This window comes from Actinomadura citrea (assembly GCF_013409045.1).
Lineage (GTDB): Bacteria > Actinomycetota > Actinomycetes > Streptosporangiales > Streptosporangiaceae > Spirillospora > Spirillospora citrea.
In genome coordinates, this window is sequence record NZ_JACCBT010000001.1 from 6,211,114 (window position 1) to 6,235,486 (window position 24,373).

At 73.4% G+C, this 24,373-nt stretch carries 20 protein-coding genes; 3 read left to right on the forward strand and 17 right to left on the reverse strand.

Annotation, left to right across the window (positions count from 1 at the left end):
* Positions 1–21 precede the first annotated feature (21 nt).
* The 11 genes from BJ999_RS28600 to BJ999_RS28650 form a co-directional block, all read right to left on the reverse strand.
* Complete coding sequence (locus tag BJ999_RS28600; RefSeq protein WP_229810587.1) at positions 22–954, reverse strand: AMP-binding protein; 933 nt, start codon at positions 952–954, stop codon at positions 22–24.
* 65 nt (positions 955–1,019) lie between these two features.
* Positions 1,020–2,489 (reverse strand): AMP-binding protein, encoded by a 1,470-nt coding sequence (locus tag BJ999_RS28605; protein WP_179836137.1) that lies wholly within the window; start codon positions 2,487–2,489, stop codon positions 1,020–1,022.
* 109 nt (positions 2,490–2,598) lie between these two features.
* Positions 2,599–5,088 (reverse strand): ATP-binding protein, encoded by a 2,490-nt coding sequence (locus BJ999_RS28610; protein WP_229810586.1) that lies wholly within the window; start codon positions 5,086–5,088, stop codon positions 2,599–2,601.
* Positions 5,089–5,231: 143 nt separating this feature from the next.
* Positions 5,232–6,074, reverse strand: coding sequence for an ATP-binding cassette domain-containing protein (locus BJ999_RS28615; RefSeq protein WP_179836138.1), 843 nt, complete (start codon positions 6,072–6,074; stop codon positions 5,232–5,234).
* Positions 6,071–7,123 carry an ABC transporter permease gene (locus BJ999_RS28620; RefSeq protein WP_179836139.1) on the reverse strand — a complete coding sequence of 351 codons (1,053 nt, stop codon included), beginning with the start codon at positions 7,121–7,123 and terminating at the stop codon, positions 6,071–6,073. Before BJ999_RS28620 ends, BJ999_RS28615 begins: the two co-directional genes overlap by 4 nt.
* On the reverse strand, positions 7,120–8,109 hold the full coding sequence (locus BJ999_RS28625; RefSeq protein WP_179836140.1) for a sugar ABC transporter substrate-binding protein: 990 nt from the start codon (positions 8,107–8,109) through the stop codon (positions 7,120–7,122). The genes BJ999_RS28620 and BJ999_RS28625 overlap by 4 nt, the downstream gene beginning before the upstream one ends.
* Before the next feature lie 45 nt (positions 8,110–8,154).
* The gene (gene iolD, locus BJ999_RS28630; RefSeq protein WP_179836141.1) at positions 8,155–10,011 is read right to left on the reverse strand and encodes a 3D-(3,5/4)-trihydroxycyclohexane-1,2-dione acylhydrolase (decyclizing); all 1,857 of its coding nucleotides are present in this window, start codon (positions 10,009–10,011) and stop codon (positions 8,155–8,157) included.
* Entirely contained in the window at positions 10,008–10,865 is an 858-nt protein-coding gene (iolB, locus tag BJ999_RS28635) for a 5-deoxy-glucuronate isomerase (protein WP_179836142.1), read from the reverse strand. The genes iolD and iolB overlap by 4 nt, the downstream gene beginning before the upstream one ends.
* Positions 10,862–11,797, reverse strand: coding sequence for a 5-dehydro-2-deoxygluconokinase (iolC, locus tag BJ999_RS28640; RefSeq protein ID WP_179836143.1), 936 nt, complete (start codon positions 11,795–11,797; stop codon positions 10,862–10,864). The genes iolB and iolC overlap by 4 nt, the downstream gene beginning before the upstream one ends.
* On the reverse strand, positions 11,794–12,645 hold the full coding sequence (locus BJ999_RS28645) for a TIM barrel protein (protein ID WP_229810092.1): 852 nt from the start codon (positions 12,643–12,645) through the stop codon (positions 11,794–11,796). The genes iolC and BJ999_RS28645 overlap by 4 nt, the downstream gene beginning before the upstream one ends.
* Positions 12,642–13,652, reverse strand: a complete 1,011-nt coding sequence (locus BJ999_RS28650) for a Gfo/Idh/MocA family protein (RefSeq protein WP_179836144.1) — start codon at positions 13,650–13,652, stop codon at positions 12,642–12,644. The genes BJ999_RS28645 and BJ999_RS28650 overlap by 4 nt, the downstream gene beginning before the upstream one ends.
* Before the next feature lie 170 nt (positions 13,653–13,822).
* Between BJ999_RS28650 and BJ999_RS28655 the strand changes: the two genes are divergently transcribed.
* On the forward strand, positions 13,823–15,334 hold the full coding sequence (locus BJ999_RS28655) for a nitroreductase family deazaflavin-dependent oxidoreductase (RefSeq protein WP_229810093.1): 1,512 nt from the start codon (positions 13,823–13,825) through the stop codon (positions 15,332–15,334).
* A 153-nt stretch (positions 15,335–15,487) separates the two neighbouring features.
* Here the strand turns inward: BJ999_RS28655 and BJ999_RS28665 are convergent, their stop codons facing one another.
* The 3 genes from BJ999_RS28665 to lon form a co-directional block, all read right to left on the reverse strand.
* Positions 15,488–16,231: an SDR family NAD(P)-dependent oxidoreductase gene (locus BJ999_RS28665; protein ID WP_179836145.1), complete on the reverse strand. Its 744-nt coding sequence runs from the start codon at positions 16,229–16,231 to the stop codon at positions 15,488–15,490.
* 441 nt (positions 16,232–16,672) lie between these two features.
* Positions 16,673–17,158, reverse strand: coding sequence for a VanZ family protein (locus BJ999_RS28670; RefSeq protein ID WP_229810094.1), 486 nt, complete (start codon positions 17,156–17,158; stop codon positions 16,673–16,675).
* A 126-nt stretch (positions 17,159–17,284) separates the two neighbouring features.
* Positions 17,285–19,681, reverse strand: coding sequence for an endopeptidase La (gene lon / locus BJ999_RS28675; RefSeq protein ID WP_179836146.1), 2,397 nt, complete (start codon positions 19,679–19,681; stop codon positions 17,285–17,287).
* Positions 19,682–19,957: 276 nt separating this feature from the next.
* Here lon and BJ999_RS28680 point away from each other — a divergent pair, with 276 nt between their 5' ends.
* Positions 19,958–20,485 carry a hypothetical protein gene (locus tag BJ999_RS28680; RefSeq protein WP_179836147.1) on the forward strand — a complete coding sequence of 176 codons (528 nt, stop codon included), beginning with the start codon at positions 19,958–19,960 and terminating at the stop codon, positions 20,483–20,485.
* A gap of 251 nt (positions 20,486–20,736) precedes the next feature.
* Positions 20,737–21,978, forward strand: coding sequence for an MFS transporter (locus tag BJ999_RS28685; RefSeq protein WP_229810095.1), 1,242 nt, complete (start codon positions 20,737–20,739; stop codon positions 21,976–21,978).
* A gap of 639 nt (positions 21,979–22,617) precedes the next feature.
* Here the strand turns inward: BJ999_RS28685 and BJ999_RS28690 are convergent.
* From BJ999_RS28690 to BJ999_RS28700, 3 genes are all read right to left on the reverse strand, one after another.
* Positions 22,618–23,541, reverse strand: a complete 924-nt coding sequence (locus tag BJ999_RS28690; protein WP_179836148.1) for a bifunctional helix-turn-helix transcriptional regulator/GNAT family N-acetyltransferase — start codon at positions 23,539–23,541, stop codon at positions 22,618–22,620.
* A gap of 73 nt (positions 23,542–23,614) precedes the next feature.
* Positions 23,615–23,938 (reverse strand): DUF3817 domain-containing protein, encoded by a 324-nt coding sequence (locus tag BJ999_RS28695; RefSeq protein ID WP_179836149.1) that lies wholly within the window; start codon positions 23,936–23,938, stop codon positions 23,615–23,617.
* Positions 23,939–24,011: 73 nt separating this feature from the next.
* Positions 24,012–24,368 carry a hypothetical protein gene (locus BJ999_RS28700; protein WP_179836150.1) on the reverse strand — a complete coding sequence of 119 codons (357 nt, stop codon included), beginning with the start codon at positions 24,366–24,368 and terminating at the stop codon, positions 24,012–24,014.
* Positions 24,369–24,373: the final 5 nt, after the last annotated feature.

The following is a 24,373-nucleotide window of genomic DNA, read 5'->3' on the forward strand; positions in this document are numbered from 1 at the left end:
GGTACGCGCGGGAACGGCCCGTCAGCGCAGCGGCGTGACCGGCCAGCGGTGCCGGGCCCGGCAGGCGTGGACGGCCTCGGCGGACGGCGCGCCCGTCACCAGGAGGCGGACCCCCGCGACGGGGACGCTGCCGTGGTCGAAGGCGATGGCGCGGAGCTTGGCCGGCGTGACGACGGCGGCGGTGGCCCGGTGGTCGAGGATCGCTTCGAGCAGATCCTTCGCCTCGCGGCCGGGGACGCCCACGAGCGTGGCGCCCTGCATGAGGCACAGGTCCACCAGCCCCATCCGGGTGAGCGCGGAAACGTCCTGGCCGCACAGGGCGAGCACGTCGCCGTCCGAGATGTCCAGCGTCCCGCACAGGCGGTGGAGGTCGGCGAGGCGGGCGGCGTGGGTGATGTCCTCCGGCGGGGCCGGCACGCGCAGAGCCGCGTCCCGGAGCGGGTCGGCCGGCCTGCCCGCCGGGGCGGCCCCGGGTTCCAGGAGCCGGCGGAACGGCGTGGCGCCGGGGACGTCCCCGAAGGCGAAGACCTGCCTGACGTACGACCGCTCCACGGCGGCCATCGACAGGGCCGCGGTGTCCTCGCCGGTCAGCAGGAAACGGGCGCCGGTGTCGTTCATCAGCGCCGCGAGCCCGGCGGGGGCGCCGCCGGGCGGGAGCAGGACCGGCACGGCCCCGGCGGCGGTGACCGTGTGGGCGGCGACGGCCAGTTCGCGGACGCCGGAGACGTGCACCGCGCCGACGTCGCCGTGCCTGACCCCGTGGCGGCGCAGGCCGGCGGCGGCGGCCGGGACGGCCCGCGCGAAGTCCGCGTACCCGAGCCCGCCCGCGGGATCGACGAGGGCGGGGCGCTCCCCGTGCCGGGAGGCGGCGGCCCTCTTCGCGACGTCCCTGGCCGCCTCCAGCACCACGTCGGTGATCGTGGCGTCGTGGACCGGAGTGCTCGCCTCGGGCATGCCGCGAAGGTACGTCGCGCGCGTCCGGGGCCGCATCCGAAGAACGGTGTAGCCGTATCTGTACGTCATGGGCCGAAACCGGCGCGCTCCAGAAGCTGCCGGCGCCTGATCCGGCCGTCGGGCGTGCGGGGGATCTCGTCCACGACGTGCACCGCCGACACCTCCCGGGTCCTCGGCACGCGCCCGTTGACGTAGGCGAGGAGGTCGGCCTCGGACACCGGTTCGGCCAGCACGACGAACGCGTGGGGCGCGAGCCCGAGATCGTGGTCGGGGGCGGGCGCCACGACGGCGTCCCCCACGGACGGATGCGCGGCCAGCACCGCCTCCGGGTCGCCGGGCGGTTCGCGGTGCGCGCCGCCGAGCCGTCCGAGGATGAAGACCCGCCCGTGCTCGTCGGCGAACGCCGAGTCCCCGGTGGGCAGCCACCGCACGGGCCCCGCGGCGTCCCGCGCCGCCGGGAGCCGCACGCACATCTCGCCCGGCTGGTAGGACGGCTGCACCGCCCCCGTGCGCGGGTCCACGACCTGCCACGCCACGCCCGGCAGGCCGCGCCCGACCGAGTCGAGCGTCCCCTCCTCGGCCGCGCGCAGGTTGAGGTGGGTGAACCCGCCGGCCTCGGCCAGCCCGTACGCCTGCCGCACCGGGCAGCCCAGCCGGGACGCGGCGGCGCGCGCCTCCTCCGCCGCGAGCGGTCCGCCGGCGACCACGACGGCGCGCAGCGCCCGCAGGTCGTAGCGGCAGACGGCGCGCTCGTGGGCGAGGGCCTCCAGGAGCTCCGGCGGCAGCACCGCGACGGTCACCCGGTGGTCCCGCAGCGCGCGGAGCAGGTCGTTGCGTCCCGCCCCGGAGAACGCGACGACGGTGGCGCCGAGCCGCAGCGCCGGGTTGAGCACCCCGTTCAGCCCGAGGACGGTGCTGAACGGCAGCGCGCTCAGCACCGTGTCCGCCCCGCCGAACATGGCCGACTCGGCGACCCTCAGCAGGCCCGCCACGACCTCCGCGTGCGTCAGCCGCACCGTCCGGGCAGGCCCCCTGCCGGTCCCCCGCGTGCACGCCAGCAACGCGATGTCGCCGCAGGTGCGGACGCCGGCCGCGGGCAGGGCCTCGCCCGCGGGGGCCGCGGTGGCGAGCAGATCGGTGAGCGGCGGCAGGGCCGCCTCACCGGTGCGGGGGCCGCCGTCGCCGCGGGGGCCGTCGGTGATGACGGAGCGGGCACCGGTCTCTTCGAGGAGGCGGGACGTGTCCGAGGCGGTGAGGGGGAAGGGGACGGCGCCGGCCGCGATCACCGCGTGCAGGGCGACGGCGAGGTCCAGGGGCTCGCGCAGGCGCAGGCCGATCACGTCCCCCGGCGCCGCCCCGGCGCGCGCCAGGGCGGAGGCCGCGGTCTCGACCAGGGCGGAGAATCCCCCGTGGGACAGCGAGCGCCCGGAGGACGCGTCCAGCACCGCGGTCTTCCCGGGGTCGGGTGCGGCGCCGAAGACCGCGCGGGTCACCGTGACCGCCGGGTAGGCGGGGTCCGCACCTCTGGAGAGCATGGCGCCGACGCTAGGTCGGCGTGTCCGTCCGCGCATGCTCCGAAGTGCGCAACCACCGTCGTATTCGACGAGCGCCCGGGGAGCGTACGGGGTGTGTACACACCCCGGGTCAGGATTCCTCCGCGGGGATGTTGTCCACGGCCCAGGCGGCGATCTGGGCGCGGGAGGAGAAGCCGAGCTTGGTCAGGATGTTGGTGACGTGGCGGGCGACGGTGGCGGGGCTGATGACCAGCTCGTCGGCGATCCCGCGGTTGCTGAGTCCGCGGGAGACGAGGCGGGCGATCTCCCGTTCGCGGGCCGTCAGGCCGCTCGGCGGCGTGACCGGTTCGGCGACGTCCTTCACCGGGGCGTCCGAGACCGGCCGCCGGGGCGGCGGGACGGTCTCGGGGGCGCGGAGCGCGTGGGCGATCGCCTCGTCGGCGGGCATCGCGCGGCCCTCGCCCCAGTACTGGGCGACGAGGGGTTCCCCGATCCTGCGGCGGATCGGTTCGAGGGTGCGTTCGCGGCGGGCGCCGGCGCCGGGCTCGCGGCCGGTCGCCTCGCGCAGCGCGGACGCCGCGCCGGCGAGCCTCACCGCGCCGCGCGCGTCGCCCTCGGACGCGACCAGCTCGGCGAACGCGTCCAGGGCGCGGGCCATGTCCAGCCGGATGCCGGACGAGCGGCTCAGCGCGAGGCTCTCCGCGAGGGACGCGCGGGCCGAGGCCAGGTCGCCCCGGGCGAGCGCGACGCGGCCGAGCCCGGCGAGGGCCCGCGCCATCTCCGGCCGCGCGCCGATCTCGGTGAGGATCGGCAGGACCGCGGCGTAGTGGCCGCGGGCCGCGGCCGGGTCGCCGCGCAGCTCGGCGAGCCTGCCGAGGCCGATCATGGCGTGGGAGGCGCCCCACAGCTGGCCGATGTCCCGCATGACGGCCGCGGCCGTGTCGAGCCGCTCACGGGCCTCGCGCAGGCGCGACTCCCGGATCAGCAGGTAGCCGCGGGCCGCGCACGCGTAGGCGCGGGTCCACTCCCGGCCGGGCCCGCGGACGAGGGCGTCGGCCTCGTCCAGGCGGCGGGCGGCGTCGGTGAAGCGGCCGGCGCGGGCGAGGCACTCGGCGCCGGTGATCAGCGCGGTCGCGGTCATGAACTCGTTCCCGGCCTCGCGGCAGAGGACGAGCGCCTCGTCGGCGTGCCGGGCGGCCTGGGCGAAGTCGCGGCCCCCCATGGCGAGCTGGGCGCGGCCGGCGAGCGCCGGGCCGAGGACGCGCGGGTCGAGACCGCGCCGGCCGGGATCGCGGGCGGCGGACAGGAAGCGGTCGGTCCGGTCGGCCCACTCGGCGACGCGGCCGCGCGCGATCCAGAAGGTCCGCAGCGCGGTGCACAGCCGCAGCCCCTCGGCGATGTCGCCGTGGTCGAGCGACCAGGTCAGCGCGGCCTCCACGTTGCCGAGCTCGGTGTCGTACCGGTGGAACAGCGCCACCCGGTCGGCCCAGGGCGCGGGCTCGACGCCGAGCCCGATCCGGCCGTCGCGTTCGGCGTCGGCGAGGACGGCGTCGCGGTGCCGCCCGCGGAACACCGCCTCCTCACCGGCGCCCGCGAGCCGCTCGGCCGCGTACTCGCGGATGCTGTCGAGCAGCCGGAACCGGACCTCCCCGCCCGCCTCCCCGGTCACCGTCGCGAGGGACTTGTCGACGAGGGCGGTGAGCGCGTCCAGGACGTCGTCGGCGGGCAGGGCGGCACCGGACGGGGCGGGATCGGACGACGCGGGGTCGGCGCAGACGTGCTCGGCCTGCTCCAGCGTCCAGCCCGCGAAGACCGACAGGCGACGCAGGAGGACGCGCTCCGGCCCGTCCAGCAGCTCGTGGCTCCAGTCGATCGCGGCGCGCAGCGTCCGCTGCCGGGCGGGGGCGGTGCGGTCCCCGGCGCTGAGCAGCCGGAACCGGTCGGCGAGGCGGCGCGCGATCTGCTCGGCCGACAGCACCCGGACCCGGGCGGCGGCGAGCTCCACCGCCAGCGGCATCCCGTCGAGGGCCCGGGTGACCTCGTGCACGGCCTCGGACGCGGCGAAGCCGGGGCGCGCCGCCCTGGCGCGCTCCAGGAACAGCCGGACCGCCTCGCCCGGCTCCAGGGGCGGCACCCGCCACACGTTCTCCCCCGCCATCCGCAGCGGCTCCCGGCTGGTGGCGAGGATCCGCAGTCGCGGACAGCGGGCCAGCAGCAGGCCGGTGAGCTTCGCGCACTCCTCGACGACGTGCTCGCAGTTGTCCAGGACGAGCAGGACCGCGGGCGCGCGCAGCGCGTCGGCGAGGGTCTCGGTGAGCGGCCGGCCGTCCTCCTCGGCCACGTCGAGGACCGCGGCGACGCGCCGCGCGACGGGCCCGGTCGTCCCGTCCGGGCGGACGTCGGCCAGTTCCACGAACCAGACGCCCCCGTCATGCGCGTCGGCCGCCCGGGGCGCGTCGAGGACCGCGTGCGCGACATGCAGCGCGAGCCGCGTCTTGCCGATCCCGCCCGCCCCGCACAAGGTGACGGCGCGCATGCCCTCCAGCAGCCTGCCGAGGTCGGCGGCGTCGCGTTCGCGGCCGACGAAGGCGTTGGGCTCGGCGGGGAGGTTGGTCTTCACGGCTCTGTGAGTGTCGCATCGCGCTGCGTGATCCGCCACGGTTTCGCGGTCTCGGTCTGGGGAACGCGCGCCCGCCCCGGACCGGCGCCGCCCGGGTCCGGGTGAGGACCGCCCCGGGCCACGGGAGGTGGCCCGGGGGGCCGTCAGTCGTCGGTGAGGCCCAGGCTCTCGGCCTCCTTGGTCAGCTGCGCGGCGGCCGCCGACGAGCCCGCCGCGTCGAGTTCGTGGGCGAGCTCCTCCAGCTCGCCGCCGCCCGCCATGAGGCCGGTGAGCTCCTCGCGGGTGATCTCCTCCTTGGTGTGGTATCCGATGCCGCGCCCCCGGTTGAGGATCAGGAAGCGGTCGCCGACCGGGTAGGCGTGGTGCGGGTTGTGGGTGATGAAGACGACCGCGAGGCCCCGTTCCCGCGCCTGAACGATGTAGCGCAGCACCACCCCGGCCTGCTTGACGCCGAGGGCGGCGGTGGGCTCGTCCAGGACGAGGGCCTCGGCGCCGAAGTGGACGGCGCGGGCGATGGCCACGCACTGCCGCTCGCCGCCCGACAGGGTCCCGATGGGCTGGTCCACGTCGCGCAGGTCGATGCCCATCGCGGCCATCTCCCGGTGGGTGGTCGCGCGCATGGCCCCGACGTCCAGGCGCCCGAAGCGCCCCCGCTTCTCCGAGCCGAGGAAGAAGTTGCGCCAGACCGGCATGAGCGGGACGACCGCGAGGTCCTGGTAGACGGTCGCGATGCCGCGGTCGAGGGCGTCGCGGGGCGAACCGAAGCTCACCTCCTCGCCCCGCACCTCGTAGGTGCCGGTGTCATGGCGGTGCAGCCCGGCGACGACCTTGATGAGCGTGGACTTGCCGGCCCCGTTGTCGCCGAGGACGCAGGTGACCTCCCCTGCGGAGGCCTCCAGGTCCACGTCGCGCAACGCGATGACGTTGCCGTAGTTCTTGCCGACGCCGCTGAGCCTGATGAGCGGCGCCCCCTTCGCGTCCGTCATGGCGACCGCTCCACTCTGCGCCGCACGACCAGGTTGACCACGGTGGCGATCAGCAGCATCGCGCCGAGGAAGAACCGGAACCAGTCGGGGTTCCACTCGGCGTACACGATGCCCTTGTTCGTCATGCCGAAGATGAACGCGCCGATGGCCGCGCCGATCGCCGACCCGTAGCCGCCCGTGAGCAGGCATCCGCCGATGACCGCGCAGATGATGTAGAGGAACTCGTTGCCGACGCCCTCCCCCGACTGGACGGTCGCGAACGCGAACACCAGGTGCATCCCGGAGAACCACGCGCACAGCGCCACGCCCATGAACAGGCCGATCTTCACGCGGTCGACGGGCACGCCCACCGCGCGGGCGCTGCCGGCGGCCCCGCCCACCGCGAAGATCCAGTTGCCGACGCGGGTGCGCAGCAGGAGCCAGGTGGCGATCGCCGTGAACAGCAGCCACCAGAACACCGTGATCTTGACGTTGACGCCGAGCACGTCCACGTCGGAGGCGAAGACCGCGCGGGCGGAGGCGAAGCCGTCCATGTCGCGGACGGAGTCGCTGGCGACGTTGCCGGTGAGCGCCTTCGTCACGCCGAGGTTCAGGCCCGCCAGCATGAAGAACGTGGCGAGCGTGATGATGAAGCTCGGCAGCCGCGTCCGGACGTACAGGACGCCGTTCACCATGCCGAGCGCCAGCGTCAGCACCAGCGAGATCACCACGCCCGCCCACACGTTCAGCGTGAGCTGGTAGGCGGTCAGCGCGGCGATCAGCGCCGAGGACGTCACCATCACCCCGGCGGACAGGTCGAACTCGCCGCCGATCATCAGCAGCGACACCCCGACCGCCATGATCCCGAAGGTCGAGGCCGCGTACAGCACGGTGGAGAACGACCCGGCGCGCAGGAACGCGTCCGCGACGATCGAGAAGAACGCGAACAGCGCCACCGCGCCGAGCAGCGCGCCGAGCTCCGGGCGGCCCAGCAGCCGCCGCAGCGGCGACCGCCGGGCCAGGCGCTCGTCGGGGCGGGCCGCGGGCGGCCCGGCCACCGCCTGGGTCATCGCGTCCCCCGGTTCGCGAACGCCTCCAGCTGAGCCGCGTTCTGCTTGGTCACGATCGCGGGCCCGGTCAGCACGGGGCGCCCGCCGCCGAGCACGTTGCCGTTGTTCTTCAGCAGCCACAGCTCGTCGACGGCCCCGTAGCCCTGCAGGTAGGGCTGCTGGTCGACGGCGAACTCGATCGCGCCGGAGTTGATCGAGGCGATGAGGTCCTTGTTCAGGTCGAACGTACCGATCTTGGCCTTGCTCCCGGTCTCCTTGACCGCGTCGACCGCGGTCGCGGCGAACGGGGCGCCGAGCGTGAGGATCCCGTCGATGCTCTTGTCGGCCTGGAGCTTGGCCGTGACGGACGACTTCACCTCCGGCATGTTGGTGCCCTGGACGAACAGGTTCTGCAGGTCGCCGCCGAACGTCTTCTTCGCTCCGGCGCAGCGGTCCTCCAGGCCGACGTTGCCCTGCTCGTGGACGACGCACAGCGCCTTCTTGGCGCCGATCTTCGCCAGCTCCGTGCCGGCCGCCTCACCGGCGATCGACTCGTCCTGCCCGAAGTGCGCCACCGCGCCGAGCTCGGCCGACTCCTCGGCGCCGGAGTTGATCGACACGACCGGCACCTTCGCGGCCGCGGCGCGGGCCAGCACGTCCTTCATCGCGTCCGGCTTGGCGAGGGTGACGATGATGCCGTCGACCTTCTTGTCGAGCGCGGCCTGGACGAGCTGGGCCTGCTTGCCGCCGTCCGGGTCGGCGGAGTAGAGGAACTCGACGTTGTCCTTGGCGGCGGCGGCCTTGGCCCCCTTCTGGACGATGTCCCAGAAGGTGTCGCCCGCGCCGGAGTGCGTGACCATCGCGATCTTCAACCGGGGGCCGGCGCCCTCCGGCGTCTCCTCGGACTTCTTGCCGCCCGAGCTGCTGCAGGCGCTCAGCGCCAGCAGCCCCGCGGCGGCCAGCACTGCGAGACCCCTGGACGTCCGACGCGCGAAAACGCCTCTCATCGGCTGCTCTCCGTTTCTCCCCGATTGGTCGGTCTGAGGAGTTGATCACAGATGATGACGGCGCGTACCCCTATCCCTCTCATATCGGGCGCGAGCCTCCCGGGTGGAGTCCAGCGCCGACACCTCCGCGACCGGGACGTCCCACCATGCCGCACTGTCGGGGGTGCCCGCCAAGGGGTCCGTCTCAATGTGGACGACCGTGGTCCTGGGGGACTTGCGCGCCTGCTGGAGCGCGTCCCGCAGGTCGGTGGACGTGGCCGCGCGGATGACGTCGGCGCCGAGGCTGGCGGCGTTGGCGGCGAGGTCGAGGGGGATGGGGTCGCCGTCCAGGCCGGTGGGGGTGCGCAGGCGGTGGCGGGTGCCGAAGCGCTGGGCGCCGACGCTCTCGGAGAGGTTGCCGATGGAGGCGTAGCCGTGGTTCTGCACCAGGACCACGACGAGTCTGATCCCTTCGGCGGCGGCGGTGGTGAGCTCCTGGGCCATCATCAGGTAGGAGCCGTCACCGACCAGGACGAACACCTCGCGGTCGGGTGCGGCCATCTTCACCCCGAGACCGCCGGCGATCTCGTACCCCATGCAGGAGTAGCCGTACTCGACGTGGTAGCCCTTGGGGTCACGCGCCCGCCACAGCTTGTGCAGGTCACCGGGCATCGACCCGGCCGCGCACACCACCACGTCCCGCGGCCCGCTGACCTCGTTGACCGCCCCGATCACCTCGGCCTGGGTCAGCAACCCCCCGTCCCCGTCCTTGGGCGCGCAGGCCCGCTCGACCCTGGCGTTCCAGTCGGCCATCAGCGCCCGTGCACGCTCCCTGTAGCCCTGCGGGACGGTGTAGCCGGCCAGCGCCTCGTCCAGTGCCCGGATCGCTTCGCGGGCGTCGGCCACCACCGACAATCCCCCCAGCTTGACCGCGTCGGCGCGGGCGACGTTGATGTTGACGAACCTGACCGAAGGGTGAGCGAACAGACTGTGCGAGGCAGTGGTGAAATCGCTGTAACGCGTACCGATCCCGATCACCACATCAGCCTCACGCGCCAGCGCGTTGGCCGCCGTGGTCCCGGTCGCACCCACCGCCCCCACCGAACCCCGGTGATCCCACGCCAGCGAACCCTTGCCCGCCTGGGTCTCGGCGACCGGAACACCCGTCCGCTCGGCCAACGCCCCCAACTCCCCAGTGGCACCGGAGTAGATCACCCCGCCGCCCGCCACGATCAACGGACGCTCCGCCCCCCGCACGATCGCCGCCGCCTCCTCCAGCACCGCCGGCTCAGGCACCGCACGCCCCACCCGCCACACCCGCCGCGCGAACAACTCCTGCGGCCACTCGAACGCCTCGGCCTGCACATCCTGCGGCAGCGCCAACGTCACCGCCCCGGTCTCGGCCGGATCGGTCAACACCCGCATCGCCGCCAGCAACGCCCCCGGCAACTGCTCGGCCCGATTGATCCGATCCCAATACCTCGACACCGGCTTGAAGCAGTCGTTCACCGACACGTCATACGAGCGCGCATCCTCCAACTCCTGCAACACCGGATTCGCCGCACGCGTCGCGAACACATCACCCGGCAGCAACAACACCGGCAACCGATTGACAGTCGCCAGCGCCGCACCCGTCACCATGTTCGTCGCACCCGGCCCGATCGACGTCGTACACGCCAACGTCGACAACCGGTCACTCATCCGCGCGAACCCCGCCGCCGCATGCACCATCGCCTGCTCGTTACGCGCCATGTAATACGGCAGCTCACCACCATGCTCCAGCAGCGCCTGCCCCATCCCGGCCACATTGCCGTGCCCGAAAATCCCGAAACACCCCGCGAAGAACCGCCGCTCCACACCATCCCGCTCGCTGTACTGCACCGACAGGAAACGCACCAGCGCCTGACTCACCGTCAACCTCATGAGCGTCCCTCCGGCGAGGTCAGGGGCAGCCGAGAGTCGACCGGCCGTCCCTCCCAGGTGTCGCGGATCCAGGCGTGCGCCGGGTCGTCGCAGATGCGCCACGCGCGCTCCGGCGAAGGCCCGGCCATCACGTTCAGGTAGTACAGGTCGTGCCCGGGCGGCGCCATCGACGGGCCGTGCCAGCCGTGCGGGATCAGCACGGCGTCGCCGCTGCGGACCTCCGCCAGCACGTCGATCGGACGTCCCGGCGACCCGTAGACGCGCTGGTAGGCCATGCCGTCCCGGGCGACCTCGAAGTAGTAGATCTCCTCCAGGACGGCCTCGTCGGGCGTCTGCTCGTCGTGCTTGTGCGGCGGGAACGACGACCAGCACCCGGCCGGGGTCAGGACCTCGCAGGCGATCAGCTTCTCGGCGAACGGGAACCCCTCCGGCGTCCCGAAATTGTTGACCTGCCGGCTCGCCGACCCCGCACCCCGCAACTCCACCGGGACCTTCTCGGCGGGCCCGTAGCGAGGCGCGAGCCGCCGCTCGCACCTGGCACCCGCCAGCGCGAACCGCCCGCGGCCACGGATCGTCACCCGGGCGTCGCGCGGCACGTAAGCGAAATCGCTGACCCGGGCGAAGACGTCGTCGCGGCCCTCCAACTCGAACCGCTCACCGTCGCACTGCACGGCGCACGACCCCGCCAACGGCAGCACGATCGTCTCGAACTCACCGGTGTCGAACTCGTGCGACCCGCCTTCCGGCAGCTCCAGCACCCGCAGCCCCGAATACGCCCAACCGGCCGACTCGGGTGTCACGACGAGCCCGTACGGGGCCTCCGCGGCCGTTCCGGCGGGCAGGTGGTACTTCATCTCGGCTCCTTGAGGAGTTCGTCGACCTCGTCTTGCGTGGGCATCGCGTCGGAGCAGGCGATGCGGGACGCGACGATCGCCCCTGCGGCGCCCGCGAACTCCACGAGCCGCCGCAGCTCCCATCCGGCCAGGAGGCCGTGGCAGACGGCGCCGCCGAAGGCGTCCCCGGCGCCGAGCCCGTTGACGACGTCCACCTTGACCGGCGGCACCTCCACGACCTCGCCGGCCGTCGCCGCGAGGACGCCTTCCGGGCCCATCTTCACGATCGCGAGTTCCGGGCCGCGGGCCAGGATCGCGCGTGCGGCGGCGTGCGGCTCCCGCTCCCCGACGGCGACCTCGCACTCCTCGAGGTTTCCGACCGCGACCGTCGCCCGTTCCAAGGCGAGACCCGCCCAGTGCGGGGCCTCCGAGGGGTCGTCCCACAGCATCGGCCGGTAGTCGAGGTCGATGACGGTCTGCCCGGGGTGCTCCCCCAGCGCGGTCAGGGTCGCCTCCCGGCTGGGCTCCTGCGAAAGGCCCGTGACCGTGGCCCAGACGATGCGCGCCGAGCGGATCGCGTCGAGGTCCAGCTCGTCCGGGCGGATCTCCAGGTCGGGCGCCTTGGGGTAGCGGTAGAAGTACAGCGGGAAGTCGTCGGGCGGGAAGATCTCGCAGAAGGCCAGTGGCGTCGGCAGGCCGGGAACGGCGGTGACGAAGCGGTCGTCCACGCCGTAGCCCTGAAGGGCCTTGTGGATGAACCGGCCGAAGGGGTCCTCCCCCGTGCGCGTGATGACGGCGGCGCTGCGGCCGTACCTGGCCGCCGCCACGGCGACGTTGGTCGGGCTGCCGCCGAGGTACTTGCCGAACGACTCGACGTCCTCCAGCGGCGTGCCCACCTGGTGCGGATAGACGTCGACGCTGACCCGCCCCATCGTGATGAGGTCGAACGTCATCGGGCCACCCCGGCGAGGTAGTCGAGGCTCCTGCGGACGTCGCCGTACGGTCCGGCGCCCTGCGCGGGTTCGCCGGTCAGCACGGTGTCCTGCTCCATCACCCACCAGCCCTCGTAACCGGCGGCCTCCAGGGTCCGGATGAGGTCGGGGATGTCGATGTCGCCGTCCCCGAGCGGCCTGTACAGACCGTCCCGCACCGCGTTCGTGTACGTGATGTCTCCCTTGAGCACCTGCTGGGCGAGGCCCACGTCCACGTCCTTCAGATGGACGTGCGCTATGCGCGGCGCCGCGAAACGCGCCAGCCACACCGGATCGGTTCCGCCGACCAGTAGGTGCCCTGTGTCGAGGCAGAGCGGGATGCTGCATCCGCCCAGCACACGCTCGACCTCGGCGCGCCGCTCCACGACCGTCCCGACGTGAGGGTGCAGGGTGGCGAGCCGGCCGCGTTCGGCGGCGCGGGCGGCGATCGCGTCGAGGTTCTCAAGCAGCACCGCCCACGCCTTGGTGTCGAGGACGGGACGCTCGTCGTATCCGTCGAGCCCGGTTGCGGCGGCCAGGACGAGGACACCGTCGATGTCGTCCAGCGCCTGCTCGACCACGGGCAGCGGGTCGAACGCAGGGTCGTGCAGGACGACAGGTACGAACGCCCCTACGAGACCCAGCCCGAAGGCGGTCAGCAATGCGTCCCGCTCTTGCGTGGCCGCGGGGAGGAAGCCGTCCGGCCCGAGTTCCGTCGCGGCGAGGCCGAGGTCGCGCATCTCGGCGAGCACCCGGCCCGGCTCCATCTGGTGACCCCAGCCGGGTACCTCGCACACGCCCCAGGAGATCGGCGCGCCGGCGACCCTCACCGCCGTACCTCCTCGACGCCGACGATCCGCCCCTCCCGCATGGACAGTTCGCACGCCTCGGCGAGGTAGAACGCCTCCAGCGCCTCCTCCGGCGGGCACGGGTTGGCGCGGCGGCCCGCCACGACGTCCGCGAAGGCCCGCAGTTCGGCGTCGTAGGCGTCGGAGAAACGCTCCATGAAGCCGCCGTAGGGCGTCCTCGGCTGGTCCCCGTCCGGCAGCGCGGTCGCGGGCGTCCGGTCGTCCAGCCCGGCGATGACGCTGTCCTTGGACCCGAACAGTTCCAGGCGCGCGTCGTACCCGGCGGCGTTGTAGCGGGTGGCCGAGACCTGGCCGAGCGTCCCGTCGTCCAGGATGAGCAGCGCGGACCCGGTGTCGACGTCGCCGGCCTCGCGGAAGAAGTCGTCGCCGCGGTTGGCGCCCGCGGCCATCACCCGCACGACCTCGCGGCCGGTGACGAACCGGATCAGGTCCAGGTCGTGGATGAGGCAGTCGCGGAACAGCCCGCCGGACGTGGGGACGTACTCGGCCGGCGGCGGCGCCGGGTCGAAGCTGCACGAGCGGACGGTGTGCAGCCAGCCGAGCCGCCCGGACGCGAGGGCCTCGCGCGCCGCCGCGTTCCCGGCGTCGAACCGGCGCTGGAACCCGACCTGCACCGGGACGCCGGCGCCTGCCGCCGACCGGACAATTTGGAACGTTCCATCAAGATCGGACGCGAGTGGTTTCTCGCAGAAGACGGGAGTTCGCGCGGTCACGGCCCGCTCCACCAGGGTCGCGTGCGCGTCCGTGGCCGCCGCGACGACCAGGCCGTCCAGTCCGGCGGAGAAGAGTCCCTCGACGGTGTCCAGGGCGGTGACCTCGGGCGGTCCCCCGCTCAGGCGCGCGGCGAGATCTCGGGCGCGCCCCGGATCCGCGTCCGCGATGACCACCGCCTTCACCTCGGGCAACTCTCGCAACGCGGCGGCGTGGCGCGCACCTATGCGCCCCGCGCCGGCCAGTCCGATCCTCATCGATCTCCTCCCGGTCGGTGGTCAGGTGGAGACACGAGTCTGATGGAGCGTTCCAGTAGCGTCAACGCCCCGACTGTCCGCCTCTCCGGTAATGGAGGTGTCCGAAATCCCGGCCGTTACTCGGGGCCCGCGGCTGTCGCCGGAGCCTTACCAAGCGCTAGTTTTGCCTTATGCGGATCTTCGTCACCGGCGCCTCCGGCTTCGTCGGGTCCCACGCCGTCCGCGCCCTGCTCGCCGCCGGGCACCGGCCGCGTGCGCTGGTCCGCGACCCTGACAGGGCGGCGAAGGTCCTGCGCGCGGTCGGCGTCGACCCCGGGGACGTCGAACTCGTCCCCGGCGACATGCTGGACGAGGACTCGGTCGCCGAGGCTCTCCGCGGCTGCGACGCCGCGATCCACACAGCCGCGGCGATCGGGGTGACCGGGGGCGCCGGCGACCTGGTGGAGGTGAACGTCCGGGGCACCCGCAACGTGGTCGGCGGCGCGGTCGCGCAGGGCCTGGCCCCGGTGGTCCACGTGTCGACGATCGGGGTGTTCGTCCCGCCGGCCGGCCCGGTCATCACCGCGGGAGACGCCCTGGCGAGCCCCCGGACCGACTACGGCAGGTCCAAACTGGCGGCCGAACGCTACGTGCGCGGCCTCCAGGCGGACGGCGCGCCGGTCACCATCGTCTATCCCGGCGGCGTGTGCGGCCCGAACCAGCCGACGCTGGACGCGCTGATGGAGGGCCTCGCCGCCGCGCTCGGCAAGGTGTGGCCGCTTCCGGGCGGCGGCGTCTCGGTCATCGACGTCCGCGACCTCGGCGAGGCGTTGGCACGTTCCGTCGAGGCACGGCAGGGCGCGAGCCGCTGGGTGCTCGGCGGCCACTACCTGACCTGGCCGCAGTACGCCGACCTGTGCGATCGCCTCACCGGCGTCCGGTGCCGCCGCATCCGCGTGCCCAGCCGCGTCATGCTCGCGCTCGGCTCCGCCCTCGACGCGGCCAAGCGCGTCCGCCGCTTCGACTACCCGCTCACCCGCGACGCCGCCGAGTTCATGGTCACGCTGGTGCCGACCGACGACCGCCCCATCCTCGACGCGCTCGGCCTCACGCTGCGTCCCGTCGAGGAGACCGTCGCCGACGGCCTGCGCTGGCTGGCCGAGAGCGGCCATCTGAACCCGCGCCGGGCCGGACGGCTCGCCACCAAGGAGGCCCCGATGCCCACCCTCGTCCAGCGCACCTTCGGACCGGTCTTCCACCGGGTCTCGGGCGCCGAGTGGTTCTCCAGGGTGGGCCCCAAGGTCGTGCCCCCCGTGGACCGGACGCTGCACCGCCTCACCGGCGGACGGCTCCTGCTCGGTCAGCTCCTCGTGCCGAGCCTCGTCCTGACGACGACCGGAGCCGTCAGCGGCCTCGCCCGGCAGACGCCGCTCGCCTGCCTGCCCGACCGGGAGGGCGGGTGGTACGTCGTCGGCTCCAATTTCGGCCGGGAGAAGCATCCCGCCTGGACGGGCAACCTGCTGAAGAACCCCGACGCCCAGGTCAGCTTCCAGGGCCGCACCGTCCCGGTCACCGCCCGCCTCCTGGACGACGTCGAGCGCAAGGAGATCTGGCCTCGCCTCACCGCCGTCTGGCCCGTCTACGACCGTTACGTGGAACGCGCCGAACGGCAGCTCAGGGTCTTCCGCCTGGCCCCCCGCTGACCTCGGGCGGCGGGTCGCGCCCTATGCCCCCCTATGGCCTTCCTGTACATCGTCACGACGCATGCGCCGCCCTGGCCCCCTCCTACGACCACGGCGACCAGGCCTACCTGCCGGTGGCGGCCGCCGGGCATCGCGGCGGCCGCCTCCGGCGGGTCACCACCCGACGGGGCCGAGACGATCGGTGAAGGTCCCGGTCGGCCCGTCGGCATCGAGTGTCGCGAGCTCGACGATCGAGTCGGTGCCCTCGGTGACCGTCAGCTGCCCGGTGTGCCGGTTCATGTCGGTCGCGGCGAACTTGTGGTTGGCGACCTCGCCGGGGGTGGCGACGTTGAACTTGATGTCCGGGAGGGCCTGGGCGTACCGGACGGTGATCATGTTCAGCGCCGCCTTCGAGGAGCTGTAGGCGAGCTCGTGCATCCGCGAGATCGGCTGGGCCGGGTCGGTCACGACGGCGAAGGACCCACCGGCGCTGGACACCATGACCACCCGCGGATTGTCCGCCGCCCGCAGCAGGGGCAGAAAGGCGTGCGTGACCCTGATCGGCCCGTACACGTTGGCGTCGTAGACGGGATGGACGTCATCGACCGTCGCGTCCGCGGGCGGCACCGCGCCTCCCGGCGCGCCGGCGTTGTTGATCAGCACGTCGAGGCGGTCGGTGTGCTCGCGGACGAGCTCCGCCGCGTCGAGCACCGACTCGTTCGAGGTCACGTCCAACGGCACCAGGACCACGTTCGCGCCGCCGGCGGTCAGCTTGTCGGCGGCCGCCCGCCCCCGGCCCTCGTCACGCGAGCCAAGGAAGATCGTCCAGCCCCGCTCCCCGAGCCGCCGGGCCGCCTCCAGCCCCAGTCCCTTGTTGCCTCCGGTGATCAGCACCGAGGTCTGTTCCCCGTTTGTCATCGGTCCCCCCCATTCAAGGAGTTGGTACCGTTCGGATCGTTTCCGCACGGCATCCTGACGAACACAAGGCACCGGTGCCGGGCGCCCTGTGACAGCCGCCGGCGTATGACGTGCACCACAGACAGGCCCACGGGGCACGCCTGCACTGGTGGGGACCGGATCCTGACCCGGTCGAGCAGGCTCGGTGATCCGGCGTACGTGGTCGGCAACGAACGCTCACAGCGATCACCCGCCCGGCCGACGAGCACGGCGGCTCCAGGGCGGCCTCGCCGGGCCCGGGCGCCGGGGCGGGGCCCGCTCCTCCCGGTCATCAAGGCCGCGGTCGCCCCGCCGCCGCGTTGGTGGCGGCCGTGCCAGTAGCGGTGGAGCGCCGGCTTCCCGGCCTCGTGCAGGTGCGCACGTCGGCGCGGTCGAGGTAACGGCGGCGGTGGAGCGGACCGGCTAACGGCCGCGAAGGGTCCTGGAAAGCCTCCGGCCGATGAGCAGGTAGGCGAGCACGACACCGATGACGTTGAGGATGACGTCGTCCACGTCGAAGGCCCGTCCCATCACGAACGCGCCCTGGACCGTCTCGATGGCCCCCGAGAGCATGCCGCTCACGATGGCCAGCCGCACGGGGCCTCGGAGGGTCGTCCAGACCAGGGGCAGCAGCACTCCGAGCGGCGCCAGGAGCACCACGTTGCCGCCTATCTGGAGGAGCGCGTCCTTGGTCGGCTGGTCCATGTAGAACCGGAGCGACCGGCCCGGATCGGTGTTCCCGCCCGCCTGCCCGTTGTCATGGACGGGCGTCAGCGTGAGCTTGAACGCGAAGTAGAAGAAGACGCCGAGAAAACCCAACGCGATGATCACGACCATCACGCGCAGGGCGACGACATACCAAGGGACCCTCTCGCCCGCGGCCGCGGGCTGCCACATTTCGACCAACACGCGGCGCGGTCTGCCCCGTCCGCCCCGGTTCATGCGCCGCCCCGGGTTTCGGGCGTCCGGATAGTCCATTGAAGTCAGAACGCCCGTACCGGGATGAACCCGGCACGGGCGTTCCGTGCGTCGCGATCAGACGGCGACCGGGGTGGTGGCGGGCTCCAGGGCCAGGTCCAGCACCTCGCGGACGTCGCTGACGGCGAACACCGTCATTGTCTCGAGCACCTCGGCCGGGACGTCCTCCAGGTCCGGCTCGTTGCGCTTCGGCACGATCGCGGTGGTGATGCCGAGCCTCGACGCGGCCAGCAGCTTCTGCTTCAGCCCGCCGATCGGCAGCACCCGCCCGGTCAGCGACACCTCGCCGGTCATCGCCACGTCCGAGCGCACCGGGCGGCCCGACAGCAGCGACGCCAGCGCCGTCGTCATCGTGATGCCCGCGCTCGGGCCGTCCTTCGGGATCGCGCCGGCGGGCACGTGGACGTGCACGCCGCGGTCCTTGAGGTCGCCGACCGGCAGCTCCAGCTCCGCGCCGCGCGAGCGCAGGTAGCTGAGCGCGATCCGGGCCGACTCCTTCATGACGTCGCCGAGCTGGCCGGTGAGCGTCACGCCGGTGTCGCCGGTCTCCCGGTCGGCCAGCGACGCCTCGATGTAGAGGACGTCGCCGCCCGCGCCGGTGACGGCGAGGCCCGTCGCCACGCCCGGCACGCCGGTGCGGCGCTCGTTCCTGCTCAGCTCGACCTCCGGGGTGAACCGCGGCCGGCCGAGGTAGTCCTTCAGGTCCTCCGCGCCGATCCGGACGGGCAGCGCCGCCTTCCCGAGCGCGACGTTGGCCGCGACCTTGCGCAGCACCCGCGCGATCGAGCGGTCCAGGGACCGCACGCCGGCCTCCCGGGTGTACTCGGCCGCCAGCAGCCGCAGCGCGTCGTCGCCGAAGACCGCCTCGGACGTCTCCAGGCCCGCCTTGTCGAGCTGGCGCGGCAGCAGGTGGTCGCGGGCGATCGTGACCTTCTCGTCCTCGGTGTAGCCGTCCAGCTCCACCAGCTCCATCCGGTCGAGCAGCGGCCCGGGGATCGCCTCCACCACGTTCGCGGTGGCCAGGAACAGCACGTCGCTCAGGTCGAGCTCCACCTCCAGGTAGTGGTCCCGGAAGGTGTGGTTCTGCTCGGGGTCGAGGACCTCCAGCAGCGCCGCGGTCGGGTCGCCCCGGTAGTCGGCGCCGACCTTGTCGACCTCGTCCAGCAGGACGACGGGGTTCATCGTCCCCGCCTCGCGGATGGCGCGGACGATGCGCCCCGGGAGGGCGCCCACGTACGTGCGGCGGTGCCCCCGGATCTCGGCCTCGTCCCGCACGCCGCCCAGGGCGACCCGCACGAACTCGCGTCCCATGGCCCGCGCGACCGACTCGCCCAGCGACGTCTTGCCGACGCCGGGAGGACCGGTCAGCGCCAGCACCGCGCCGCTCCTGCGCCCGCCCACGACGCCGAGGCCGCGCTCCTCGCGCCGCTTGCGCACGGCCAGGTACTCGACGATGCGCTCCTTGACGTCGTCGAGTCCGGCGTGGTCGGCGTCCAGGATCTCCCGCGCGCCCGCGATGTCGTAGGCGTCCTCGGTCCGCTCGTTCCAGGGGATGTCGAGGACGGTGTCCAGCCAGGTGCGGATCCAGCCGCCCTCGGGCGAGGCGTCGGACGACCGCTCCAGCTTGTCGACCTCCTTCAGCGCCGCCTCGCGCACCTTCTCGGGAAGGTTCGCGGCCTCGATCCGATCCCGGTAGTCGCCCTCCTCGTCGGCCGGGTCGCCGTTCAGCTCGGCCAGCTCCTTGCGGATGGCCTCCTGCTGCTGGCGCAGCAGGAACTCCCGCTGCGTCTTCTCCATGCCCTCCTGGACGTCCTTGCGGATGGTCTCCGCCACGTCCAGCTCGGCGAGGTGGTCGCGCGTCCACCCGATCACCAGGGTGAGCCGCTCCACGACGTCGACGGTCTCCAGGACCTCGATCTTCTGCTCGTCGGTGAGGTACGGCGCGTACCCGGCGTTGTCGGCCAGCGTGGAGGGGTCGTCGATCTGCTGCACGACGTCCACGACCTGCCAGGCGCCCCGCTTCTGCAGGATCGCGCTGACCAGCCCCTTGTACTCCTTCGCCAGCTCCTGCACGCGCCCCGTCGCCGGCGGCGCCTCCACCGCCGTGCCCTCGACCCACAGCGCCGCGCCCGGCCCGGTCGTCCCGGTGCCGATCCGCACCCGCTGCACGCCGCGGACGACCGCGCCCGGCTCACCGCCGGGCAGCCGCCCCTCCTGCTCGATCACGCCGAGCGTGCCGATGCCGGCGTACTGCCCGTTCAGCCGGGGCACCAGCAGCACCCGCGGCTTGGTCGCCGACCGGATGCCCGGCCCCTGGGTCTGCGCCACCGCCCGCGCGGCCTCGACGGCGGCCCGGACCTCGCCGCTCTCCGACAGGTCCAGGGGCACCACCATGCCGGGCAGAACGACCCCGTCTTCCAGGGGCAGCACCGGCAGCGTCAGGGTCTCGCTCATGCTCAGCTCCAACTCCGTAGGACACCCAACCGCAAGATTGAGTCGTACACACTCAAGAAAACGGAGCAGCATTTTGTTTCCGCAGCAACGTTCGCTCTCAGCGATCACACCCGGAGTCCATCCGGCCCCAGGGAAGGCCGTGGCCTTGGCTCCGCTGCCGCCGAGGCCACGGCCGGATGGTGGGGCGCTCGGGCGGTATCGCACCCACCGGAAGCGCGGGACGGGTCCGCACAAGATCGGCCGGACGCTCAGACCGGACGTGACAGGCTCGGTCCCGTGAACCCGCGCCAATACCGTTATGTCGGACCTGCCGACATCCTTGAGCAGGCGCCGCCGGGGCGGCGCGGGCAGGCGATCGTGTCGCAGGGCGACCTCGCCGCCTGGTTGACGGGGCAGACCGCGCAGGACGCGGGGGAACCGTTCACCTACGTCATCGACCTGGGCGGGACGCTGCGCCTGGCCCCGCAGCGCAGCGAGCACGTCGCCTGCGCGGGCCGCGAACCGGTGCTGGGCGCGGGTGAGATCACCTTCACCGCGGAGGGCGGCGCCTGGACGGTCGGCGAGATCAGCAACCAGTCGACCGGCTACTGCCCCGAACCGTCCTCCTGGACGGCCGTCGCGGCCGCTCTCGACCGGGCCGGCCTTGAGCGTCCTCCCGGGTTCACCCACCCGATCGTGTTCCGGCGTTGCCGCCGATGCCGCCAACGCAACATCGTCAAGGACGACCACTACGCCTGCGCCGTCTGCGGGGGCTCCCTGCCGGCCACATGGAACATGGACGAGCCCGGGTCCCCCGTGCGCTGAGCCCCGCGCAAAACCGTTTGCGGATGGGGTGAGGGGCGTGCCAGGGTCGGCGCGAAGATCTTGGGTGCGCTACGGGAGGTCGCGCGTGTTCACCGTTTCCGGCAGGTCCACGACCGGCGCCTCGGCGGCGGGGCGCGCGGCGGCCTAGGCCGGCACCGCTCCACGACGCCGAGGCGGTTCCCGCGGGGGTCAGCCCCGCCGTCCCGGCCTGCGCGGATTCCGCGCCGGTGTCGACCCGACGTGGAGCATCCGTGTCTTCCTCCCTGCCTCCGGCGGACGCCTCGATCGACCGCCGAATGATCTTCCTTCTGGCTCTGACCTGCGGCGTCGCCGTGGGGAACATCTACTTCCCGCAGGCGGTCAGCCCGCTCGTCGCGTCCGGGCTGGACGTGGCGCCGAACTCGGCGGCGCTGGTGGTGACCGCGGCGCAGTTCGGGTACGCGGCCGGGAACTTCCTGCTGGTGCCGCTCGGGGACCGGTTCCCGCACCGGCCGCTGGTCGTGGCGATGCTCGCCGTCACCGGTGCGGCGATGCTCGGCGCGGCGGGCGCGCCCGGCCTGGGGGCACTGGTCGCCGCGAGCGCCGTGGCCGGTGTCACGACCGTGGTCGCGCAGGTCATCGCGCCGATGGCGGCCGGCCTGGTGGCCGCCGAGCGGCGCGGGGCGGTCATGGGGACGCTGCTGGCCGGGTCGATCGGCGGCATCCTGCTGGCCCGCACGTTCGGCGGGCTCGCCGGGGAGTGGCTCGGCTGGCGGGCCCCGTACCTGATCGCCGCGGCCGCCACCCTGGCGATCGCGGTGGCGCTGGCGTTCGCGCTGCCGGCGACCGACCCGCCGTCGCGGCAGTCCTATCCGGCGCTGCTGGCCGCGCCCCTGCGGCTGTTGCGCGAGGAACCGGAACTGCGGCGGTCATGCCTCTACCAGGCGACGGTCTTCGGCGGGTTCCAGGCCGTCTGGACGGGCCTCGCGCTGTACCTGACGGGCCCCGAGTACGGGTTCGGCGCCCAGGCGGTCGCGGTCCTCGCACTGGTCAGCGCGGGCACCATGGCCGCGACGCCCGCCGCGGGACGCCAGGTCGACCGGCGCGGCCCGGACCCGGTCAGCCTCGTCGCGATCACCGGGACGATCGCGGCGGCGGGAGTGCTGGCGCTGGGCGCCCTCGGCGGCGCGCCGGGGCTCGCGGCGCTCGGCGCCGGGACGCTGCTGCTGGAGATCGCGATGCAGTCCGGCATGATCGCGAACCAGGCGCGGATCTTCGCGCTGCGCCCGGACGCCCGGAGCCGGATCAACACCGCCTACATGACCTGCGCGTTCCTCGGCGGCAGCACCGGATCGTGGCTCGGCGCGGGCGCCTGCACGCGGTTCGGCTGGACGGCGGTCTGCGCGCTCGTCGCCCTGCTGGCCTGCGTCGCGCTCGCACGGCACCTGCTGCGCCGCCCCGACCGCGCGGACCACCTGGGCAATGCGGAGGCAAAGGCGCCTTCGCGATCTTGATTCTTTGCCGGGGGGCCGGTTTACGTGCGCATGACGCGAGGGTACTTAACGCAACGAGATCGTGACGCAGGGTGAACGACAGGTACTCGGGCGGCAAAGCCCCAGGTCGAACGGCGGGAGGCGGCGAATGCACCACAGCGAGAGTGCGAACCGGCCCGTCTCCGCGCCCCCTTCCCCGCGCGGTCCGGTCCGTACGGCCGAGAACGTTCGCGGCGTACCGCACCGCGGCCGGCCCCGCCCCCCAGCGGGAGCCGCGGAGGGCGGGCACGGCGACACACCTCGGGTCCTCGGCCGTACCGGACCGGCCCCGCGCCGACGTCCTCCCCTGGGCCCCGTGCCGCTCGCCCCCGCGGCACCGGCGCCCCCACAGGCCGGGCCGGCCGCGGCACACCGCCGCGCCGCCGGTCCGGCCGCAGGCATCCGGGCGCCGCGCAGGCGCCCTCTCCCGAACGCCGGGCGAGCGCCCGCGCCCGGCGCGGCTCGGGAAGGAGGTGGGAGCCAGACCCGACTCGAACCGGCGCACAGCCGGTGAGCTCAGGCGGCCGGTACTCCGTCCGACCCCCGTCCCGGCCGCCTACGCAGTCAGGGATCGCTGCGGAGCAGGGCCCGTGGAGGAGCGACACCCTCCACGGGCCTCGTTCACAGCTTCCGGATCCAGACCTGCCCGTGCACGACGTCCCCGAAGCGCTCCATCGGCTCCTCCTGCTCCTCCAGGACGAACCCGGCCCGCTCGTAGAGGCGGTGCGCAGGCTGTTGCAGCGCCGTCGTCCACAGCATGATCTCAGCGTAGCCCGCCTTGGCGGCGAAGCCGAGGCACTCGGCGACCAGCGCCGCCCCGACACCCGTGCCGCGAGCCTGCGGCTCGACGTGCAGCAGCCGGAGCTGCGCGACGTCGTCCTCCCGCCGGACGCAGAACACCGCGCCCAGCCGCTCCCCGGCCGACTCGGCGATCCAGGCGTTCTCCCGGTCCGGGTCGTGCCCGCGCACGTAGTCGGCGACGACGGAGGCGACCAGGGCCTCGTAGGTGCGGTCCCAGCCGCATTCCACGTCGTAGAGGGCGCCGTTGCGCTCCACCACCCAGCCGAGGTCGCCGGGGCGCAGCGGGCGCAGGGCGAAGTCGTCCCGGCGGGGCCGCTCCCCGAGGACGTCCTGGACGGTGCGCATCGCCGCCAGCAGGCGGCGGCGGCCGGCCGGGTCCAGGCCGTCCAGCAGCTCGCGGATCTCGGCGACGGACCGCTCGTCCAGCATGGCGAACACCTCGCGGCCCCGCTGGGTGAGCCGGACGATCTGCCGCCGGGCGTCGTCCGGAGCGCGCTCCCGCGCGACGAGGCCGTCGGTCTCGAACCGGGCCAGCATCCGGCTGAGGTAGCCGGCGTCCAGGCCGAGGACGCGGCGCAGGGCCAGCACCTCGCTGTCCTCCCGCTGCGCCAGCTCGAAGATCACCCTCGCCTCGGTGAGCGAGTACGGCGACCGGACGAGCCCTTCGCCGAGCACCCCGATGACGCCGGTGTAGAAGCGGTTGAACGCGCGGACCGTGCCGACGTCCTCCCGGGTCGCCTCCATGCCCGCCCTCCTGACGTTTGACTCAGTCAAACATTAGGCGAGAAGGGCACCGCGCACCAGTCCCCTGGGACCGTCAGACGCTCGCCTCGGCCTTCGCGGGCCGCAGTTCCCGCGCGTCGCGGACCACCCTGCGCTCGACGAAGAAGGTCATCAGCGGCACCACACCGCCGAGCACGATCATCACCATCCGGCTCAGCGGCCAGCCGGTGCGCCGCCACAGGTCGTAGGCGACCACCAGGTAGACCATGTAGAGGAAGCCGTGGACGGGCGCCACGACGCCCGCGAGGGCCGGCATGTCGGTGGGTCCGTACTTGAGGATCATGCCGATGACCAGCAGCACCAGCAGCGTGCCGACCACCAGCGCCAGGATCCGGTACCTGGTCACCGCGCCTTCCACAGCAAACGCACCTTTCGTTCGGTGGCCCCTCGGGCGGGGCGGGTCCCCATGGGCGGGGTGTGCGGGACGCGGGTCAGGCGCGCCCGCGGCTCTCGGAGTTGAGCCGCGCGAGGTAGCGGTTGTAGGCCGCGAGGGCGGGGTCCTCTTCCTCCTGCTGCCGGATGATCTCCCGCTTGACCTCGGCCTCCGCGGGCTCCTCGATGATCCTCGGGGCGGGCCGCACCCCGGCCCGCTCGTCCCGGATCATCTTGACCCACATCACGATCACGAAGATCGCGAAGATCGGCCACTCGAACGTGTAGGCCCAGCTGCGGTCGTTGCCGCCCTGGGCCCGGTCGAACTGCCACCAGCCGAAGCCGAGGAACGCGCCGCACAGGACGATCGCGAGCGCGTGCAGCCCGAGCCAGCCTGGGGTGAGGAACCGTCGCACGTCAC

Bases quoted from the DNA above. Each gene is read 5' to 3' on its own strand.
- BJ999_RS28600 (WP_229810587.1), bottom strand. From the start codon at position 954: ATGCCCGAGGCGAGCACTCCGGTCCACGACGCCACGATCACCGACGTG.
- BJ999_RS28605 (WP_179836137.1), bottom strand. From the start codon at position 2,489: ATGCTCTCCAGAGGTGCGGACCCCGCCTACCCGGCGGTCACGGTGACC.
- BJ999_RS28615 (WP_179836138.1), bottom strand. From the start codon at position 6,074: ATGACGGACGCGAAGGGGGCGCCGCTCATCAGGCTCAGCGGCGTCGGC.
- BJ999_RS28620 (WP_179836139.1), bottom strand. From the start codon at position 7,123: ATGACCCAGGCGGTGGCCGGGCCGCCCGCGGCCCGCCCCGACGAGCGC.
- BJ999_RS28625 (WP_179836140.1), bottom strand. From the start codon at position 8,109: ATGAGAGGCGTTTTCGCGCGTCGGACGTCCAGGGGTCTCGCAGTGCTG.
- iolD (WP_179836141.1), bottom strand. From the start codon at position 10,011: ATGAGGTTGACGGTGAGTCAGGCGCTGGTGCGTTTCCTGTCGGTGCAG.
- iolB (WP_179836142.1), bottom strand. From the start codon at position 10,865: ATGAAGTACCACCTGCCCGCCGGAACGGCCGCGGAGGCCCCGTACGGG.
- iolC (WP_179836143.1), bottom strand. From the start codon at position 11,797: ATGACGTTCGACCTCATCACGATGGGGCGGGTCAGCGTCGACGTCTAT.
- BJ999_RS28650 (WP_179836144.1), bottom strand. From the start codon at position 13,652: ATGAGGATCGGACTGGCCGGCGCGGGGCGCATAGGTGCGCGCCACGCC.
- BJ999_RS28655 (WP_229810093.1), top strand. From the start codon at position 13,823: ATGCGGATCTTCGTCACCGGCGCCTCCGGCTTCGTCGGGTCCCACGCC.
- BJ999_RS28665 (WP_179836145.1), bottom strand. From the start codon at position 16,231: ATGACAAACGGGGAACAGACCTCGGTGCTGATCACCGGAGGCAACAAG.
- lon (WP_179836146.1), bottom strand. From the start codon at position 19,681: ATGAGCGAGACCCTGACGCTGCCGGTGCTGCCCCTGGAAGACGGGGTC.
- BJ999_RS28690 (WP_179836148.1), bottom strand. From the start codon at position 23,541: ATGGAGGCGACCCGGGAGGACGTCGGCACGGTCCGCGCGTTCAACCGC.